The organism is Streptomyces sp. NPDC101110 (assembly GCF_044759525.1).
GTDB lineage: Bacteria > Actinomycetota > Actinomycetes > Streptomycetales > Streptomycetaceae > Streptomyces.
The window spans coordinates 577,422-597,000 of sequence record NZ_JBIVZM010000005.1; the positions used below are offsets into that span (position 1 = coordinate 577,422).

Here is a 19,579-nt window from a genome sequence, read left to right on the forward strand (position 1 = left end):
CGAAGCTGACACAAAACCCCCACGCGCCGCCTCGGCATAAGGTGGGGGCCATGACAGACCAGGCCCCAGCTGCGGATTCCGGCAGTCCGGATATCCCGGGCAAGCCGACTTCGGCGTCCCGCACCACCCTCAGCCACATCATGACCCACAACGACACGAACCTTCTGGGGACCGTGCACGGTGGGGTGATCATGAAGCTGGTCGACGACGCGGCGGGGGCCGTGGCCGGGCGGCACTCCGGTGGGCCGGCGGTCACCGCGTCCATGGACGAGATGGCGTTCCTGGAGCCGGTGCGCGTCGGCGACCTGGTGCACGTCAAGGCGCAGGTCAACTGGACCGGCCGGACCTCCATGGAGGTCGGTGTCCGGGTCCTGGCCGAACGCTGGAACGAGTCCGCCCCGCCCACCCAGGTCGGCTCCGCCTACCTCGTCTTCGCCGCGGTCGACGCCGACGGCAAGCCCCGCCGGGTCCCGCCGGTCCTGCCGGAGACGGAGCGCGACAAGCGCCGCTACCAGGAGGCCCAGATCCGCCGCACCCACCGTCTGGCCCGCCGCCGCGCGATCATGGACCTGCGCGAGAAGCGAGCGGCGGAGGGCTTCGAGGACTGACCGGCCCCGCCCCCCCGAGGCCGCAGCGGCACTAGCCGCAGGACACCTCGTCGCCCCGGACCACGCCGAACTCGCCCTGGCCCGGGTCCTCGGCCCGTACCTTGTGGACGCGTTCGAAGTCCGGGCCCGCGATCACCTTCAAGGTCGGGCCCAGCCCTTTGACCGCGCGCAGTTCGCTGCCCGGCAGGGCGGCCGCGAGCGACTTGGCCGAGCGGTCCCAGCGGGGGTCGTAGGCGACGACCGTGCGCTTCATGTCACGGTTGGGGGCGTTCACGGGCGCGTGCGTCGTGCGGAAGCCCGTCGACGCCAGGGCCGCGTCCACCCTGCGGCCGAGGCCGGGCGTGCGCGTGCCGTTCTCCACCTGTACGCGGATCTGCTGCGGGGCGACCGAGACGACCCGGGCGGCGCCGCGCGACCGGTTCACGGACAGCGGCTGGTCCGTGCGCAGGGCGTGGAAGACGCGCTCCGCCTTCACGGGGTCCCACTTCAGCGTGGAGCCGACGCCCTTCACGGCGTACCCCATCCGCCCGATCGGGACGGTCGTGAACTCGGAGGAGGAGGGGGAGAAGTTCCGCATGGCGCGGCCCAGGTCCAGCATCTCGTCGGTGCCGAAACCCTTGTCGGCGCGTACCGAGCCCAGTACGGCCCGGGTCACGTCCCGGAACTTCATGGGGTTGAGCAGGATCCCGGAGGAGGTGAGCCGCTCCACCAGCGCCGCCATGAAGCGCTGCTGCCGCTTCATGCGGCTGAGGTCCGAGGCCCCGTCCACATGGCGGGCACGCACGAACTGCAGCGCCTGCCCGCCCCCCAGCGTGTGCCGGCCGGCCGGGAGGTTCAGGCCGCTGTAGCTGTCCTTCAACGGGTCGGTCGTGCAGATCTGCACACCTCCGACCACATCCACCGTCTTCATGAAGCTGGTGAAGTCGACCTCCAGATAGTGGTCGATCTTCACCTTCGTCATGCTCTCGACCGTGCGCACGGTCAACTGCGGGCCGCCCTCGGCGTACGCGGCGTTCAGCTTGATGGGGTGCCCGTGGTGCCGCTTGCCGGACGTACGGTCGACGTGCTCCGGCGTCACCGCGTACGAGTCGCGCGGCAGGCTCACCACACTGGCCTGCCGCCGGTCCTCGGAGATGTGCACGATCATCATCGTGTCGGTGCAGTGGCAGGGTGCGCCGCCCAGCCGGTACCGGCGGCGGTCCTCCGCGCTGATCTTCTCCCGGCCGTCGGTGCCGACGAGCAGGACGTTCATGCCGTGGCCCGCCTGCGGCCGGTTCTTCATGTCCTTGAAGGGGTCGACCCGGGCGATGTCCGCGTCCAGGCTGGTCATCACCGAGTGCCCGATGCCCGCGGAGGCGAGGACCACCACGGACAGCGTGGTGACCACGCGCATCGCCCAGCGCGGCTTGCGCGCGGGCGGCACGGGCCTGCGCGGGGCGCGACGGGGGGCGGGGGGCTGCGGACGGCGCTTGGGACCGGCGGTGGACCGGGAGGACCGCGGCGGCGTGGGCATGGGGACACCTCCGGACGACGGCCGTACGTGGGATCCGTGAAACCGTAGGCCGATACGATCTGCGGCCCGCGGCAGCGCCCCGGCGGCGCGCAACGCTGTCCCCCGTTCGCGGTAACGTGAGGCCCCTATGAACGCCAATCCCGACGTGCGGCACCCCGCCGTTTCCGTGATCATGCCCGTCCTCAACGAGGAGCGGCATCTGCGGGGAGCAGTCCAAGCGATCCTCGCGCAGGAGTACGCCGGCGAGATGGAGGTCGTGATCGCCCTCGGTCCGTCCACGGACCGCACGGACGAGATCGCCGCCGAGCTCGTGGCAGAAGACGCGCGCATCCACACCGTCCCCAACCCCACCGGCCGTACGCCCGCGGCGCTGAACGCGGCGATCAACGCCTCACGGCACCCGATCGTCGTCCGCGTCGACGGGCACGGCATGCTCTCGCCGAACTACATCGCGACCGCCGTACGGCTCCTGGAGGAGACCGGCGCGCAGAACGTCGGCGGCATCATGCACGCCGAGGGCGAGAACGACTGGGAGCACGCGGTCGCCGCCGCGATGACCTCGAAGATCGGGGTCGGCAACGCCGCCTTCCACACCGGTGGCCAGGCCGGCCCGGCCGAGACCGTCTACCTCGGCGTGTTCCGGCGCGAGGCGCTGGAACAGCAGGGCGGCTACAACGTGGAGTTCATCCGCGCCCAGGACTGGGAGCTGAACTTCCGCATCCGTGAGGCGGGCGGCGTCGTCTGGTTCTCGCCCGAGCTGAAGGTGTCGTACCGGCCGCGGCCGAGCGTGAAGGCGCTCGCCAAGCAGTACAAGGACTACGGCCGCTGGCGGCACGTGGTCGCACGCTTCCACGAGGGCTCGATCAACCTGCGCTACCTCGCCCCGCCGACCGCCGTGTGCGCGATCGGCGCCGGCGTCCTGGTGGGCGCGCTGCTGACGCCGTGGGGCTTCGTGGTGCCCGGCGGCTACCTCGCGGCGATCCTGCTCGGCTCGGTACCGGCGGGCAAGGGTCTGCCGCTGAAGGCGCGGCTGCAGATCCCCGTGGCGCTCGCCACGATGCACATGTCGTGGGGCTGGGGCTTCCTGACCAGCCCGCGGGCGCTGGCGAAGAAGGTCATCGCCTCGCGGCGCCCCGCGGTGCGTGCGGACGCCACCGCGAGCTGACCGACGTGGCCAGGGGCCCCTTCCCGGACGGGACGGGGCCCCTGGCGTGTGCGCACCGGCGCCTCCGGCGGGCGAACAGCGAGCCCGGCGGCGACGAGGAGGACCGGGGCCCCTTCTCTCACACCGATGCCGCGTTCACCACTGGTAGGGCTTGTACACGTCCATGCACTCCGTCTCGTCCGCGCTCAGCGCGTCCGCGGTCTCGGGCAGGTCGCCCGCCTCGGGAGCCTTCTGCTTCGGGTAGGCCGTGCCCTCCCGCCAGTCGCTGCCGATGGTCAGCGTGGTGGTCACGTCGTCCGTGGCCCGCACCTGGCCGCTGGGGACGCCGACCGCCTTCGCCACCGACAGCGCGTTGGCCCGGCCCTGCTCCCCGGTGCTCTTCGGGTACGTCACCTGCGTCCGGGTGTGCGGATCCTGCTGTCCGGAGGCGACGGCCCGGGTGAAACCCGCCCGCTGCAGCGCGGCCACGATCGCGGCGGCCCGCTGGGGAACGGCGGCCTGCTGTTCACTGGCCGTGCCGTTGACGACGGTGACCGACAGTCCCGCGGCCGGCGCGGCGGCGGGCCCGGTGGCCTTCACCGACGCCGGGGACGGACCCGAGGCCGATGCCGCACCGGTCTTGCCGCCCTTGCCCGCGTTGCCGCCTTTGCCCGCCTTGTCGAAGGAGACGTCGTCGCGGAGCATCGCCCACATCTTGTCGGCGTCCTCCGGCTTGGGCACCAGGTGGTTGGGGTCCAGGGGGTCCTCGATCCACGGCATCGTCGTCATCGTGATGCGGTTGGTCGGGACCGACTTCAGCTGCATGCCGACGTCGTACAGCTCCTTGACCGTGCCGATCTCCTCGGACACCGTCAGCGCCTTCGTGCCCGCCTCGGCCAGGCCCATCAGGCGGCCGGTGTCGGTGAAGACGTTCTGCTGCTTCAGCGTCCGGATCATCGAGTTCATGTACATGTGCTGCGCCTTGGCGCGCAGCGGGTCACTGCCCCAGGCGTGCCGGGTGCGCAGCCACTGCAGCGCCTGCTTGCCCTGCACCTTGTGCGTGCCGGACTTCATCTTCAGTCCCGAGCCGCCGCGCTGGCCGGACAGCGGCCGGTCCCACACGTTCTGGTTGACGCAGACCGGGACGCCGCCGATGGCGTCCGCCATGTCCACCACTCCGGCGAAGTCGACCATCATCCAGTGGTCGATGTACACACCGGTCAGGTTCTGCCAGGTGGCGAGGGTGCAGCCCGGGCCGCCGCGCTGGAGCGTCTCGTTGATGATGGTGTTCTTCGCCGGGTACTTCTCCCCGGTGTCGGGGTCGACGCACTTCGGGATGTCCACGCGGGTGTCCCGCGGGATGCTCACCACGGACGCGCTCTCCCGGTCCGCCGAGACGTGCAGGAGCATCTGCACGTCCGCCAGGGGCTTGCTGCCGACGTTGTCCCGGCCGCCGCCGAGCTTGACGTTCTCCGCGGAGTTCCGGCTGTCGGAACCGATCAGCAGGATGTTGAGCGGGGTCTGGCCCGCCGCGTTGGGCCCGGTCTTCTTGACGTCGGACTCGCCGCTGTTGCGCTTGCCCTTGTCGAGGTTGCCGTTGAGGTGGCGGTAGTAGAGGTATCCGGCGCCGGCCGTCCCGAGTATCAGCACCGACAGCACGAGCGCGGACCAGCGCAATATCCGGCGTCCCCCGCCGTGCCGCCGGCCGCGCCGACGGCCGTGGCCGCCTCCGCCCCCCTCACCGCCGCCCGTGGCGGGCGCCGCCGTCCCCGGACGCTCGTCCTGGGCCAGGCCGCCCGCATCGTGCCGCGTGCCGCTTCCGCGCACGTCACTCTGCGCCATATCCCTGCCTCCCCACCCAATGGCCGACCCCGGGGCGCGCCCCGCGTCGTGTTCGGATCACGGGTGACCCGTGTCCGTCCGGACCACGGGTTCCCCCGCTGCTCCGCCGGAGCACGGTCGTCCCCGCTTCTCGTTGGACCTCTGACATGCCCGGTCGGATGTACACCCGGCCGGATTCGTCCGGGCTTGCTCCGTCCACCTGTTAGACGCAGGAAGAGACGGTCAGGTCACTTCGCGCACTCGACCTTGTCGGCCGTGGCCTTCTGGACGTCGTCCGGGACCTTCGCCGGAGTGGTGAGGGGCACGCCCGCCCCCTTGAAGTCCTTGCCCAGGGTCAGCGTCATCGCCGGCACCCCCTGGGAGTTGGTCACGCTCTTGCCCGGCTTCATCGCTGATCCGGACAGCCCCATGATGTCGGCGAGCCGTCGCGCCTGGTCGGCCTGGTCGGGCGCGTACTCCAACGTGGTCCTCGCCAGCGGTGCTTCGGCGTTGCCCGCGTTCTCGGACCTCGTCACGCCCTCCTGCACCTGGAGCCAGCTGAGGGTCTCCTGGGCGCTGCCGGCGACGGCACCGCCGTTGAGGATGCGCACCCGCACCTCGGAGGCCGGGGCCTTGGTGCCCTTCAGCCGGGCGGCCGCGGCGGCCTTCTCCTTCTTCTTCTCCTGTTTCACGGCGGTCAGCGACACGTCGTCCCTGACCATCGCGAACAGCTGCTGGGCCTGAGGCTCCTTCAGGACCACCGTGGCCTTGACCTTCTCCACGGGATTGTCCACGACGGGCACGGTCGCGAACGTGAGGTTCTTCGTGTCGAACTTGCCCAGCTCCGCCCCGAGATCGGCCAGTTTCTTGATCGTGCTGATCTGGGAGTCGACGGTCAGCGCCTTGGTGCCCGCCTCGGCCAGCTTGATCATTTTCGAGGGGCTGGTGAGGGTGTCGTTGGACTTCAGCTTGCGCAGCATCGAGCCCAGGAACTGCTGCTGCAGCTCGATCCGGCTCAGATCGCCGCCGAAACCCACCGAGTGCCGGGTGCGGACGAAGGCCAGCGCCTGCTCGCCCTCGATCGTGTGCTCGCCCTTGGGCAGGTCGAGCTTGGAGTCGGGGTCCTTGATGTCCTTGGCCAGACAGACGTCGACGCCGCCCACCGCGCTGGTCAGCGTCTTGACCGCGTTGAAGTCGGCCACCATGAAGTGGTCCATCTTCAGTCCGGTCAGCTCGGTGATCGTGCGCATGGTGCAGCTCGGCGTACGGTCCTCCTGCCCGAGGCTGTTGTTGAAGCGAGTGCGCTGCTTGCCCGCGATGACCTTCTCCGAGCCGTCCTCCTGCGTCGTCGGGCAGTCCGGGATGTCGGTGATCAGGTCACGCGGAATGCTCAGCACCGTCGCGTTCGTGCGGTCCTTGGAGACGTGCAGCACCAGGGTGGTGTCCGCGTGCCCGGCGCTGTTCTTGTCGCCGTAGCCCTCGTTGCCCTTGCCGGTGCGCTTGTCGGTGCCGATCAGCAGGATGTTGATCGCGCGGTCCTTGCTGAACCCGCCGGTGCCGGCGCCGTCGTCGGAGACGGACGTGATGTTGTCGTTGAGGTGCTCGTAGTAGAGGTACGCGGCCGCGCTCGTCCCGACCAGCACGAAGGCCAGCGACCCGCCGGTCCACATCAGGACCTTCTTGCCCTTCCCCTTCTTCTGCGCCTTCTTCTGCACCGGACCGCGTCCGCGCCGCGCCGCGGCCGCCTCGGCCGGGGCGGTGCGTCTACGGGGGGAGGGGGCCTCACCGTCGGAGGCGGCGGCCCCGGGACGGCGGGAACGGGCCGCACCGCCCGTTCCGCCCGGGCCACGGCCACCGGAACCACGGCCACCGGAACCACGGGGACCGGGAACGGACGGCTGCGCTGCGGAAGGGGCCAGTCGCAGTTCGTATTCGCCGGTGTTCGGGTTGAGTACCCACTGGTCTGCGGGATCGACGTCGTCCGCCCGCCCACGGCCTTGCGCGTCCACGGTTGCCTGTTCCTCCGTATGGCCACGCGGCGCCCTCCCCCGGAAGGCGCACGGTGCTGGTCAAGCAGTGCACGCCCCCAGGACGGACCTCATGGGTGAGAGCACTGGATCGCACACACTATCCGCACACTTCGGCGTCAAGCGACGTGGGTGAGAAATTGCACGTTCTCACAACTGGGCAATCCGGCCCATTTGTTTGGAGGAAGTTCGGTGAACGCGATGAAATGTCACCTCACTTGGCGCACTCCACCTTGTCGGCGGTGGACTTCTGCACCCCCTCCGGTGCCTTTGTGGGTGCGGTGAGGGAGACCCCCGCCCCTTCGAAGTCCTTGCCGAGGGTCAGCGTCATGGCGGGCAGCCCCTGGGAGTTGGTCACGCTCTTGCCCGGCTTCATCGCGGATCCGGACAGCCCCATGATGTCCGCGAGGCGGCGGGCCTGGTCGGCCTGGTCGGGCGCGTACTCAAGGGTGGTCCTCGCCAGGGAGGCGGGTGCGTTGCCCGCGTTCTCGGACCGGGTCACGCCCTCGTCGTTCTGCAGCCAGCTGAGGGTCTCCTGGGCGCTGCCGGCGAGGGCACCGCCGTTGAGGATGCGCACCCGCACCTCGGAGGCCGGGGCCTTGGCGCCCTTCAGCCGGGCGGCGACCGCGGCGGCCTCCTTTTTCTTCTTCTCCTTCACGGCGGTGAAGGAGACGTCGTTCTTGATCATTTCGAAGACCTGCGGGGCCGTCGACTCGTTCAGCACGACGGTGGACTTGACCTTCTCCGTCGGATTGTCGATCACCGGGGTGGTGGTGAACGTCAGGTTCTTGGTGTTGAGCTTGCCCAGTTCCAGACCGAGGTCCTTCAGCTTGCCGATGCTGTCCAGCTGCGAGTCGACGGTCAGCGCCTTCGTGCCCGCCTCGGCCAGGTCGAGCATCTTCGACGGACTGGTGAGGGTGTCGTTGGACTTCAGTTTGCGCATCAGCGCGCTCAGGAACTGCTGCTGCAGCCCGATCCGGCTCAGGTCACCGCCGAAGCCGACGGCGTGCCGGGTGCGCACGAACGCCAGCGCCTGCTCGCCCTCGATGGTGTGCATGCCCTTGGACAGCTTCAGGTGCGAGTCCGGGTCGTCGAGGTCCTTGCCCACACAGACCTCGACCCCGCCCACCGCGCTGGTCAGCGTCTTGACCGCGTTGAAGTCGGCGACCATGAAGTTGTCGGGCTTGACCCCGGTCAGCGCGGTCACGGTCCGCATCGTGCAGCTGGGGGTACGGCCGTCCTGGCCGAGGCTGGTGTTGAAACGGACCTGCCGCGTGCCGGGTATGACCTTCTGCGACCCGTCCTCCTGCGTCGTCGGACAGTCCGGGATGTCGGTGATCAGGTCACGCGGGATGCTCAACGCGGTCGCGTTCGAACGGTCCTTGGAGACGTGCAGCAGGATCGTCGTGTCGGCGTGCCCGACACTGCCCGCGTCGCCGTAGCTGCCGTTGCCCTTGCCGGTGCGCTTGTCGGTGCCGATCAGCAGGATGTTGATGGCCTTGTCCTTGCTGAAGCCACCGGTGCTCGCGCCGTCGTCGGAGACGGACGCGATGTTGTCGTTGAGGTGCTCGATGTAGAAGTACGCCGCACCCGCGCCCGCGACCAGCACGAACGCCATCGTCCCGCCGGTCCACAGCAGGACCTTCTTGCCCTTCGAGGCCTTCTTCGCCGGGCGCCGTCCGCGCCGCCCCGGCAGCGGCTCCTCCGGCGCCCCGCGTCGTCTGCGAGGCGGCGGCACCGCGCGGCCGGGCGTCTCGGGCCGTGACCGGCCCGGCGCCTCCGTACGGCTGCGCGCGAGCGGGGCCGCCTCGGAAGGCCGTGGCCTGCGCGGTGAGGGGACGCCCGACTGCGGTGCGGAAGTACCCAGTCGCAGTTCGTATTCGCCGGTGTCCGGGTTGAGCACCCACTGGTCTGCGGGATCGATGTCGTCCGCCCGCCCACGGCCTTGCGCGTCCACGGTTGCCTGATTCCTCCGTCGGGGGACGCGGCGCCTTCCCCCTCCAAGGCGCCCGGGTCTCGGTCACACAGTGCGCGACCTCAGGACCGTCCCTCAGAGCCGGGCGCACCGGATCGCTCACACTAACCGCCCCTTTCGCCGACGGGCCACGACGGTGACCCATTCCACGTCCCTACACCTGGGCAATTCGCCCATTTTCTCGGGAGAGGAGTCATTGCTTTGGAGTGACCTTGGTGCCCGCTTTACTCGCAGGTGTCCTCGGCTGCCGTGTTCCCCCGATACGTCGGTGGCGGAGAAACGGTGACGGCGGGCTCTCGGTAAGGGCCCGGATAGGCGTCCCCGTACGACCCGTCACGCGTGCCGGTGAGCCTCAGCAGGGGCGAATTCCGCGGCCCGTTTCCCTCCACGACCAGGGGAGAGTCCGTGCGCAGCCGCTCGAACAGCCGCTGTGCCGCAGGCTCCACGAGTTGGTCGCGATTGGCGTCGTACGCATACGACTCCCGGGGGACGGTCAGGAATTGCACTTGTTCCATGGGGATGTCGCGCAGGCCGCGCACGAGTTCGTACAAACCACGCAAGCTGGCCAGTTCCGGGTCGGTGGTGAGCGACGACGTGGCGGCGTCCAGGACCGGATACAGCTTCGCCGGATTCAGCAGGACGTCATTGCTGCGCACCTTGTTGACCAGTGCCCCGAGAAATCGCTGCTGCCGCTCCATCCGCTCGGTGTCGCTGCCGTCGCCGAGGGTCTTGCGGGCGCGGACGTAGCCGAGGGCCTGCTCGCCGTTCAGCGTCACGCGCCCGGCGGGCAGCCGCAGCTTGGCGGCCCGGTCGTCGATCGGCTCCCGCAGGCACACCTCGACGCCGTCGACCGCGTCGACCATCTCCTTGAAGCCGTGGAAGTCGACGACGACGTGATGGTCGACGCGGATGTCGGTCAGCTTCTCCACGGTCCGGATGGTGCAGGCCGAACCGCCGATCTGGAAGGCCTGGTTGAACATCGCGAACCGGGGCGCGCTGCGGGACCCGTCCGGGCGCCGGCAGCCCGGCAGGTTCACCATGAGGTCCCGGGGGAGCGAGACGGCGGTGGCGCTGCCCCGGCCCGCGGACAGGTGCAGCAGGATCGTGGTGTCGGACCGCTCGGTCCCGGAGTCCCGCCCGTAGCGGGCGTTGTCACGCCCCTCCCGCGAGTCCGACCCGATCAGCAGGATGTTCCGGGCGTCCTTGACCAGGGAGGTGGGCCGCTCCTTGTCGTAGCGCGCGAGCTCGGCCGCGGCCGCGTCGTCGCGTGTGATGTTCCCGCTGAGCTTCGCGTAGAGGGCCCAGCCGACCCCGCCGGCCGCCACGAGGAGACCCGCGGCCCCGAACGCCGTGATGCGCACCCATCGCCGTCGACGCCGCCGCACCAGCCCCCGCCCACTGGCGGACGCCCCCGCGCCCGGCCCGACCCTGTAGCCCACGGCGGCATCCCTCCCTCCTGACGTGGGAACGCCCCGCGCGCACTGCTCCTACGACCATGGCGCGGATGGAGGGCCGGGGACGGATGGGGATGGGCCGAACGGGGAGGGGCCCGGGCGCCGCAACGAATACGGCGGGTGCGGCCGGACACCGACCGCCACCGAGCGGCCGGTGCGGCCCAGCGCCGAACGGCTGTGGCCGACGGCGCACGTGTTCGTACTGCCCCGGTGTCAGTGTCCCGCTGTGCCTCGGGCGATCACCGTGACGCGTTCGCTCTCCACCCGCTTGTCCAGCACCCCGTCCCCGGCCTGCTCCAGATGCCGGCACAGCACCACGGAGCCCCCGATGGCCAGAGGCCCGAACAGCCCGGCGTTCAAGCCGTCCCACGTGTCGTACGGCAGCCCCGACAGGATCCGCGACCCGGGCCCGGTCAGCCCCAGTGCCGCCGCTTCGTCCCGGGCCCGCTCGACCACCTCGGCCCCGCTGAACTCCCGCCCGGCCACGACCAGCGCGGGCCCCTCGGGATCCACCGGCGCGTACGGCACGAACCGGTCGCCCTGCCCCGGTACCTCCACCGCGTAGTCGACGAAACCCTCGGGCGTCTGCGGGAACCGCCCGCCGAGCGGCCGCAGTGCCATCGCGATGCGCGTCCCGGAGCAGGCCCGCGCCTCCTCCAGCCGGTCCGGCCCGCTCACCACGACGTCGGCCGCGCGGATGTCCCCCGACACGTCCGCGACGACTCCCACCGACGCGCACGCCAGCAGCCACACGGCCGTCTGCCAGTGCGCGGGCAGCAGCAGCGCCACCCGGTCCCCGGGCTCGACGGACAGTTCGTCCTGGAGGAGGTTCGCGGTCTTGGCCACCCAATTGGCGAAGGTGGCCACGGACAGTTCGACGCGTTCGCCCGTGGCGTCGTCGTAGAAGGTCACCAGGGGGCGTCCCGGATCCGCGGCGAGCGCGGAACCCAGCAGGTCGGCGGGGGTGCGGTCGGTGGCGTTCATCGGCGCAAGCGTACGCGGCGCCCAGGTCCCCGCCCAACGGCCCGCCCACCGCCGCACCGCGATTCCGCCACCGGTTCGGCCGAATCCGGGCCGACGGGCCGTCAAATCCCAAATGGACAGACTTATACGACTATGTCCAAGATCAGGGGCATGCGTGGATTCCTTGCTTCCTCGATCGGTGTCACCTGTGCGGCCGCTCTGGCCCTCCCCCTCACCCCTCCCGCCCTCGCGGCGACGGCGAGACCGGTGCCGGCCACGGACGCCGCGGCGACGGCGAGACCCGCACCTCATGCGGGAACCCGGGCCGCGGCCCCGACCGCCCGCGGCGCGGCCGAGCCGAACGTGGCCGGCAGCACCCAGTCCCTCCCCCTCGAACCCCTCGACCGCACCCGCGCCACCCCATCCGCCCCCGCCACCGAGCAGGGCCTGTCCCGCCGTGCCGTACGCCACTTCTCCCTCGTCGGTGTCGTCTGGGACGACCCCGACGCCGAACTGCACGGCCGTGTCCAGGTCCGCACCCGCGCCGCCGGCACCGGCACCTGGTCGCACTGGCAGGACGTGGAGACCCACAACGCGGACCACGCCGCCGACCGGGACACCCCCGAGCGGGCCTCGGACCGCGTCCGCGGCGCGACCGCACCGCTGTGGGTGGGCGACTCCGACGGCGTGGAACTCCGCGTCAGCTCCGAGTCCGACGGGACGAAGGCCGGTTCCCCCGACTCCTCCGCCACCCGCGACCTGCCCGCCGCGCCCCCGCTGCCCGCGGGCCTCCGCCTCGAACTCGTCGACCCCGGCGAGGGCGACACCCGGCGCGGAGCAGAGGAGGAGCCCCGCGGCGCCGACGCGGTGGGCGCCGAATCCTCCGCCCTCGCCGAGGCTTCCGCCGTCATCGGCGGCCTCGCCTCGTTCGGCGCCACCGGGAACGCGGCACCGAGCCGCGTCGAGACCGAGCAGGATCACCCTGCCCCCGGCGCCGACGAACTGACGGAGCAGCAGCGGCAGGCCAAGCCGTACATCGGCCCGCGCCCGGGTATCGTCACCCGGCGCGGCTGGGGAGCGGACGAGGGGTTGCGGGAGAGCGGCTTCCGGTACACGAAGAAGGTCAAGGCGGCCTTCGTGCACCACACGGCCAGCGGCAACAACTACAGCTGCTCGCAGGTCCCCTCACTCATCCGCAGTATCTACCGCTACCACGTCAAGAGCATGGGCTGGCGGGACATCGGCTACAACTTCCTCATCGACAAGTGCGGAAAGATCTACGAGGGCCGCGCCGGGGGCGTGGCGAAACCGGTCCTCGGCGCGCACACCCTGGGTTTCAACAGCAACAGCATGGGGATCGCCGTCCTCGGGTCGTACGGCTCGAAGAAGCCGTCGAAGGCCGCCGTCAAGGCCGTCGCCCGGCTCAGCGCCTGGAAGCTGGGGATGTACGGGATGAACCCGACGAAGAAGACCACGCTGCAGTCGGCCGGCAGCAACCTCTACAGCAAAGGCAGGAAGGTTCGAATGAACGTGATCTCGGGGCACCGTGACGGCTTCCTGACGGAGTGCCCCGGCGGGAAGCTCTACGCGAAGCTCGGCTCGGCCCGCTCCAAGGCGGCCCAGTACCAGGGCCGCTGAGTACACGTTCACCGCCGCCGGGGGCAGCGGGGCGGAATGCCGCACGGCCAGCGAAGGCGCCACGGAACGGTCTGCATACACTGACCGGCCGAAAGACAGTTCGGCCGGTCCCGGCAGGAAGCAGAGACGACACGTGACAGAAGCGATCCTCCTGGTCGGCGGCAAGGGCACCCGGCTGCGCCCGCTCACGGTGCACACGCCCAAGCCCATGGTCCCGGCGGCCGGGGTGCCCTTCCTCACGCACCAGCTGGCGAGAGCGAGAGCGGCCGGTGTCGAGCACATCGTCCTGGCCACCTCCTATCTGGCCGAGGTCTTCGAGCCGTACTTCGGTGACGGCTCCGCCCTGGGACTCCACCTCGAGTACGTCACGGAGGAGGAGCCGCTCGGCACGGGCGGTGCCATCCGCAACGTGGCCTCCCGGCTCCACTCCGGCCCCGACGACCCGGTCCTGATCTTCAACGGCGACATCCTGACGGGCCTGGACATCAGGGCTCTGGTCGACACCCACGAGACGACGGGCGCGGACGTCTCCCTGCACCTGACCAAGGTCACGGACCCGCGCGCCTACGGCCTGGTCCCCACGGACGAGACCGGCAGGGTCCTGGCGTTCCTGGAGAAGCCGCAGACCCCCGAGGAGATCGTCACCGACCAGATCAACGCCGGTGCGTACGTCTTCCGCCGCTCGGTCATCGACTCGATCCCGCTGGGCAGGCCGGTGTCGGTGGAGCGGGAGACCTTCCCCGACCTGCTCTCGGCCGGCGCGCACCTCCAGGGCATGGTCGACTCCACGTACTGGCTGGACCTGGGCACGCCGGCGGCATTCGTACGGGGCTCGGCGGACCTGGTCCTCGGCCGGGCCCCGTCGCCCGCCGTCCCCGGCCGCTGCGGCGACCGCCTGGTCCTGCCCACGGCGCAGGTCGCGTCCGACGCGAAGCTGGCCGGCGGCACGGTGGTGGGCGAGGGCGCCTTCGTCGCCGAGGGCGCGCGGATCTTCGGCAGCACGATCCTGCCGGGCGCGGTCATCGAACCGGGCGCGGTCATCACCGACTCCCTGATCGGCACCCGCGCGCGCGTGGGCCGGCGCTCGGTCCTCACCGGCACGGTCATAGGGGACGGTGCGGTGATCGGCCCCGACAACGAACTCCTGGAGGGCGCCCGCATATGGTGCGACGCCCGCATCCCCGCAGGAGCGGTCCGCTTCTCATCGGACCAGTAGACGAGCAGGCCAGGCGTGCGCGCTGCCCACGAGCAGGGCGCACCGCCCCTCCCCTCCTCGCCCCCCGCTGCGGGCATGCACCGGTCCAACCCCTCTTCGCCCCCCCGCTGCGGACATGCGCCGCCCCCCTCTTCGCCCCCCCCGCTGCGGGCATGCGTGCCGCTAAGGGCGGCACGGGTGGGCGCAGCGGCACCCCGCTACGCCGGGCTGCGAAGCCCCCCGCCCCCAGCACGAATGCCGAGTACGGGAAACCCACAGCCGACAAACCGCCCGCTCACAAGCCCGCCCGCTTGCAACGGCCCCGCTCACAACTGCCCGATGTCCCACCGAGGCATCTTCGGCACCCGCCGCGCCGGCACCCTCCCGCTCAGCAGGATCAACCGAGCCGCCCGATGCCGCTGCCCCGCATACGGCTCCAGCAGCTCCAGCATCACCGCGTCATCCGCATCCCGGTCCCCGGCCAGCGCCCACCCCACGATCCCGGGCAGATGCAGATCCCCCACCGTCACCTCGTCCGCCGCCCCATGACTGCGCTGCACCGTCTCCGCGGAGGTCCACGGCCCGACCCCCGGCACCAGCTCCAGCCGCGCCCGAGCCGCCCCGGGCTCCATCCCCACCGCCTGCTCCAGCCGCGCGGCGACCCGCACCGCACGCAGGATCGTCGACGCCCGCTTGTTGTCGACCCCGGCCCGGTGCCACTCCCACGACGGGATCAGCGCCCACGTCCGCGGGTCCGGCATCACGTACATCCGCGCGGGCGCGGGCCCCGGCGCCGGCTCCCCGAACTTCCGCACCAGCAGCCGCCACGCCCGGTACGCCTCATCGGTGGTGACCTTCTGCTCCAGGATCGACGGGATCAGCGACTCCAGCACGAGCCCGCTCCGCGTCAGCCGCAACCCCGGCCGCCGGTGCCGGGCCGACGCCAGCAACCGGTGCCGCGGCACGAACGCCGACGGGTCGTCCGCCGCCCCGAGCAACTCCGGCAACCCCGCCAGCAGCCACTCCGCCCCGGGCCCCCAGGCCTCGCCGCGCACCCCGCCGCCGTACGCGCAGACGCGCAGCGTTCCGGGCCCGGCCGGGGTGAGACTGGTGCGCCACACGGACCCGTCCGGTGTCGCCCGGAACGTCGGGTCGCCGGGCCCGCGCCGCAACGGGCCGAGCACCAGGCCGAGGTCCAGCGGCCCGTCCGGCACCCACTCCCGCACCCGGCCCGGCCCCGTCGCCTGCCGGGGCATACCCGAGGGCACGGCGACATGCCCGCCGCGCACCGTGGTACGCGTGGGTCGCTGAGCGAACCGTCCCGCCATGAATGACGTCCCTTGGATCCGTGAGGAGTGGAGTGGCCCTACGAGCGTAGGCGCCGCCCGGCTCCTGTCACCGCACCTCTATGAACGCACCCGCGTCCCGAGCAGGACGCGGCCGCGGTTCCTCGGCCGCGTGACCGACCGCCACCGCCCCCATCGGGTCCCAGTCCGCCGGCAGGTCCAGCACCTCGCGCACCACGTCCCGGCAGAACATCGTCGACGACACCCAGGCCGAACCCAGCCGCTCCCCGGCCAGCGCGACCAGGAAGTTCTGCACGCCGGCACCGGTGGCGACCACGAACATCTCCCGCTCGGCCGAGTCCCTGCGCGGGTCGCCGTACGTGTGCGACCCGTCCATGACCAGGCACGGGACGACGAGGCAGGGCGCGTTGCGCAGCACGTCCCCGCGCCGGATCCGCTTGGCGATCGACTCCTCGCCCTTGCCGTCCCGCCGCAGGTCGGCGATCCACGCGTCCCGCATGGCGTCGAGCAGCCGTGTCCGCGATTCCTCCGACTCCAGGAGGACGAAACGCCAGGGTGTCGTGTGGTGCGGGGCCGGGGCGGTCACGGCCGCGGCAACGGCCCGCCGTACGGCGTCCGCGTCGACGGGCTCGTCCGTGAAGGACCGGACCGTGCGCCGCTGGGTCACGGCCAGGCGGACCGCCTCAGAAGTGCCGAGGCGGAACATGTCGTCGCGTGCGCCGCGGACCATGGCCCGCGCTCCTTCACCGTCGTCGTCCTGCGCGACCAGGTGCCCGAGCCCGCGCACCACGGCGACGGGCAGCCCCGAGGCCTTGCCCTTGACCAGGTCACCGGCGGCGGCGAGTTCATCGGCGGTGGCGACGACGGTGGCGCTGAGCGGATTGCCGTACGCGTCCGTGCCACCGCGCAGATCGTCGAGCACGCGCACGCCGGCGGCTCCGATCGCGACGTCCGTGAGCCCGGCCCGCCAGGGCCGTCCGAACGTGTCGGTGACCACGACCCCGACCTCCACGCCGAGGGCGTCACGCAGCCCGTCCCGGATGGCGCGGGCGGAGGCGTCCGGGTCCTCGGGCAGCAACAGCACCGTCCCGGAGGGGGTGTTGGACGCGTCGACCCCGGCCGCGGCCATGACCAGACCCTGCCGGTTCTCCACGATCCGCAGGGCGCCGCGCCGGGCCACCACCCGGACCGTCTCGGCGTCGATCGCGGCGTCCCGGTCGGCGGCCCGGACGATCCGGCCCTCCGCCTTGGACACGATCTTCGAGGTGACGAGCAGGACGTCCCCGTCGGCCAGGCCGGGCTCGGCGGCCGCGATCAGCTTCGCCAGGTCGTCCCCGGCCGCGATCTCGGGCAGCCCGCCCGGGGCCCACACCCGGTACCCGGCGGCACCCGGCTCCGCGCCGGTGACCTCGCCGCTCACGCGCCCCGCACCTCCTCGGCCAGCGCCAGCGCCTCCTGGGCCATCCGTGCGGTCGCGTCGGCGTCGCTCATCATCAGCGGCACGGCCCGGCAGCGGATCCCGGCCGCCTCGACCCGTTCCACCGCCCCGGCGTCGACCGTGTCGACGAGCCAGCCGTCCAGCAGGCCCGAGCCGTAGTGCTCGGCCACCGCCGTGGCGGTCGACTCGACGCCCACGGCGGCGAGCACCTTGTCGGCCATGCCCCGCACGGGCGCGTCACCGACGATGGGGGAGAGGCCGATCACCGGCACTCCGGCGTCGGCGATCGCCTCGCGGATGCCGGGCACGGCGAGGATCGTGCCGATCGACACGACCGGGTTGGACGGCGGGAAGAGGATCACGTCCGCCTCGGCGATGGCCTCCAGGACACCTGGAGCGGGCTTCGCCTGGTCGGCGCCCACCGGCACGACGGCCCGGGCGGGCACCGAGGCGCGCAGCCGTACCCAGTACTCCTGGAAGTGGATCGCCTTGGTCTCGCCGTCCATCTCGACGGCCACATGGGTCTCGACGCGGTCGTCGGACATGGGGATGAGCCGCACGCCCGGCTTCCAGCGGTCACAGAGCGCCTCCGTCACCGCGCTCAGCGGGTACCCGGCGCCGATCATCTGCGTCCGCACTATGTGCGTGGCGAAGTCCCGGTCGCCCAGGCCGAACCACTCGGGCCCGACGCCGTACGCCGCGAGCTCCTCCTTGAGGTGGAAGGTCTCGTCGGTGCGCCCCCAGCCCTGCTCCTCGTTGATGCCGCCACCGAGCGTGTACATCACCGTGTCGAGGTCCGGGCAGACCTTCAGCCCGAAGAGGTGGATGTCGTCCCCGGTGTTGCCGATGACGGTGATGTCCGCGTCCGGGACGGCCTGCTTCAGACCACGCAGGAACCGGGCACCGCCGATGCCGCCTGCCAGAACCACAATGCGCATGGGAGCCAGTCTCGCAGGCCCCTGCGACAACGGGTCAGGCAGTCACCACACCCGGTACGTTCCGGGCCTCGCAGTGCTGTGAGACGGGGATCCCCCCGGTCGAACGAAGTTGAGACTGGGGGAGCATCGGCATCTCCGTCAGGCCCGGGTAGTACACGTGCAGGCTCACCGCCGGCTCCAGCGCGTCGTTGACGACCTCGTGTACGTACCCCGGCGCGAACACGCGCTGCGCGCCCGCCCGCAAGGCGTGTGTGCCCCGCTCCGTGCGCTCGGTCAGCGTGCCGTCGAGGACGGTCAGCACTCCGGAGGAGCGGCCGTGGTCGTGCAGCCCGCTGCCCTGCCCGGGGACCCAGGACAGCAGCCACACCTCGTAGCCCGGGCCGGTGCGCAGCCGGTGGTACCAGCGGCTGGTGGCGTCGTAGCGGACGAGGTGCTCCCACTGGGAGCGGTCCTCGGCGAGGGAGCGGGCCAGTCCGACGAACTCGGCGACGGTGGCCGGGTGCTCGCGCGGGGTCTGCAGGAGGTGGGTGACTTCGAGGATGTCGCCGGCGATCTGGAGGTCGCTGTCGCTGTTCATGGGGTGCGTGGTTCCTCAGTGAAAGAAGGTCAGAGGGAACGGGAGCCGAGAGAAGGGTGGGGCTCGGCCTTCAGCTGGAGCAGGGGTGGCTCAACAGCTGGAACAGCGACAGCTACAGCGAGCGCGGGCAGCACCGTGGGACCCGGCGGTGCGGGTCGAGGTGAATGCCAAGTTCGCGAGCATGCCCACAAGGACATCGGTTCACACCTTCGCTGTCAACTCGACACCCGGTACGTGGGACGTGTTTCACCTCATCCGGTCGATCGCTCAGATGAAAGGTTTGTTCATGCCCCGCCCGGGACACATGGCGTCCAACCGGGCGCACAAACCCCGTTGCGTAGTCGTGATCCGACTGTGATCCGTTTCGCTTCGACGTGCGTGTCGGAACGAGATCGAACCTCTGGGCGTCCTTGTCCGTACAGGTCTGCGCGGGGTCCGGCGGATGGTGTGAGCCCTCGTGGGCTCGGTCGGTGTGTCAGGCTTTATGGTGATTTGAACACTTTCCGCATGGGCTTGGTTCCGCAGAGTGAATAAGGGGCTCAATAGCAGATCTCGGCTTGACTCGCCCGGAGCAGCACACTTGTAATTTCACTCGTGTCGTTCAGCCGGAATCGGTAACGGCTAGATCACGGGGACGCGAAAGACAGACGAGGGGCGCACATGACCGAGACGGTGCAGCAACTGCTGGTCGACGACGCGGACGAGGAACTCGGCTGGCAGGAGCGCGCGCTGTGCGCCCAGACCGACCCCGAGTCCTTCTTCCCCGAGAAGGGCGGCTCGACCAGGGAGGCCAAGAAGGTCTGCCTCGCCTGTGAGGTCCGCTCCGAGTGCCTCGAGTACGCCCTCGCCAACGACGAGCGATTCGGCATCTGGGGCGGTCTGTCCGAGCGGGAGCGCCGCCGGCTGAAGAAGGCCGCCGTCTGACCCCGCCCCTCCTTGCGTGAACGGCCCGTCGCCCGTGGGTTATCCACAGGCGGCGGG

The 19,579-nt window shown here is 71.1% G+C and carries 15 protein-coding genes; 5 read left to right on the top strand and 10 right to left on the bottom strand.

What is annotated here, in order from left to right; translation table 11 throughout:
• Positions 1–50 precede the first annotated feature (50 nt).
• Positions 51–608 (top strand): acyl-CoA thioesterase, encoded by a 558-nt coding sequence (locus ACIQU3_RS15160; protein WP_053675667.1) that lies wholly within the window; start codon positions 51–53, stop codon positions 606–608.
• A gap of 31 nt (positions 609–639) precedes the next feature.
• On the opposite strand, the gene ACIQU3_RS15165 is transcribed toward ACIQU3_RS15160, so the two are convergent.
• Positions 640–2,121 carry an LCP family protein gene (locus ACIQU3_RS15165; RefSeq protein ID WP_403733304.1) on the bottom strand — a complete coding sequence of 494 codons (1,482 nt, stop codon included), beginning with the start codon at positions 2,119–2,121 and terminating at the stop codon, positions 640–642.
• A 127-nt stretch (positions 2,122–2,248) separates the two neighbouring features.
• Between ACIQU3_RS15165 and ACIQU3_RS15170 the strand changes: the two genes are divergently transcribed.
• Positions 2,249–3,286, top strand: a complete 1,038-nt coding sequence (locus tag ACIQU3_RS15170; protein WP_403925281.1) for a glycosyltransferase family 2 protein — start codon at positions 2,249–2,251, stop codon at positions 3,284–3,286.
• A 135-nt stretch (positions 3,287–3,421) separates the two neighbouring features.
• On the opposite strand, the gene ACIQU3_RS15175 is transcribed toward ACIQU3_RS15170, so the two are convergent.
• From ACIQU3_RS15175 to ACIQU3_RS15195, 5 genes are all read right to left on the bottom strand, one after another.
• The gene (locus ACIQU3_RS15175) at positions 3,422–5,107 is read right to left on the bottom strand and encodes an LCP family protein (RefSeq protein ID WP_403925284.1); all 1,686 of its coding nucleotides are present in this window, start codon (positions 5,105–5,107) and stop codon (positions 3,422–3,424) included.
• Between the two features lie 227 nt (positions 5,108–5,334).
• On the bottom strand, positions 5,335–7,095 hold the full coding sequence (locus ACIQU3_RS15180) for an LCP family protein (protein WP_403733314.1): 1,761 nt from the start codon (positions 7,093–7,095) through the stop codon (positions 5,335–5,337).
• A 232-nt stretch (positions 7,096–7,327) separates the two neighbouring features.
• Complete coding sequence (locus ACIQU3_RS15185) at positions 7,328–9,070, bottom strand: LCP family protein (protein WP_403733318.1); 1,743 nt, start codon at positions 9,068–9,070, stop codon at positions 7,328–7,330.
• A 242-nt stretch (positions 9,071–9,312) separates the two neighbouring features.
• On the bottom strand, positions 9,313–10,527 hold the full coding sequence (locus ACIQU3_RS15190; RefSeq protein ID WP_403733321.1) for an LCP family protein: 1,215 nt from the start codon (positions 10,525–10,527) through the stop codon (positions 9,313–9,315).
• A gap of 228 nt (positions 10,528–10,755) precedes the next feature.
• A complete protein-coding gene (locus ACIQU3_RS15195) occupies positions 10,756–11,526 on the bottom strand; it encodes a TIGR03089 family protein (protein WP_403925287.1) in 771 nt (256 codons plus the stop codon).
• A gap of 150 nt (positions 11,527–11,676) precedes the next feature.
• Between ACIQU3_RS15195 and ACIQU3_RS15200 the strand changes: the two genes are divergently transcribed.
• Positions 11,677–13,143 carry an N-acetylmuramoyl-L-alanine amidase gene (locus tag ACIQU3_RS15200; RefSeq protein WP_403925290.1) on the top strand — a complete coding sequence of 489 codons (1,467 nt, stop codon included), beginning with the start codon at positions 11,677–11,679 and terminating at the stop codon, positions 13,141–13,143.
• Positions 13,144–13,276: 133 nt separating this feature from the next.
• Complete coding sequence (locus ACIQU3_RS15205; protein ID WP_403925293.1) at positions 13,277–14,359, top strand: sugar phosphate nucleotidyltransferase; 1,083 nt, start codon at positions 13,277–13,279, stop codon at positions 14,357–14,359.
• 305 nt (positions 14,360–14,664) lie between these two features.
• Here ACIQU3_RS15205 and ACIQU3_RS15210 read toward each other — a convergent pair whose 3' ends face one another.
• The 4 genes from ACIQU3_RS15210 to ACIQU3_RS15225 form a co-directional block, all read right to left on the bottom strand.
• Entirely contained in the window at positions 14,665–15,666 is a 1,002-nt protein-coding gene (locus ACIQU3_RS15210) for a DNA-3-methyladenine glycosylase family protein (protein ID WP_403925295.1), read from the bottom strand.
• 67 nt (positions 15,667–15,733) lie between these two features.
• Positions 15,734–17,065, bottom strand: coding sequence for a coenzyme F420-0:L-glutamate ligase (locus ACIQU3_RS15215; protein ID WP_403733340.1), 1,332 nt, complete (start codon positions 17,063–17,065; stop codon positions 15,734–15,736).
• A complete protein-coding gene (cofD, locus tag ACIQU3_RS15220) occupies positions 17,062–18,021 on the bottom strand; it encodes a 2-phospho-L-lactate transferase (protein WP_403733343.1) in 960 nt (319 codons plus the stop codon). Before cofD ends, ACIQU3_RS15215 begins: the two co-directional genes overlap by 4 nt.
• 34 nt (positions 18,022–18,055) lie before the next feature.
• Complete coding sequence (locus tag ACIQU3_RS15225; RefSeq protein ID WP_403733346.1) at positions 18,056–18,598, bottom strand: cysteine dioxygenase; 543 nt, start codon at positions 18,596–18,598, stop codon at positions 18,056–18,058.
• A 660-nt stretch (positions 18,599–19,258) separates the two neighbouring features.
• Between ACIQU3_RS15225 and ACIQU3_RS15230 the strand changes: the two genes are divergently transcribed.
• Positions 19,259–19,522: a WhiB family transcriptional regulator gene (locus ACIQU3_RS15230; protein ID WP_010034659.1), complete on the top strand. Its 264-nt coding sequence runs from the start codon at positions 19,259–19,261 to the stop codon at positions 19,520–19,522.
• The last annotated feature ends 57 nt before the right edge of the window (positions 19,523–19,579 follow it).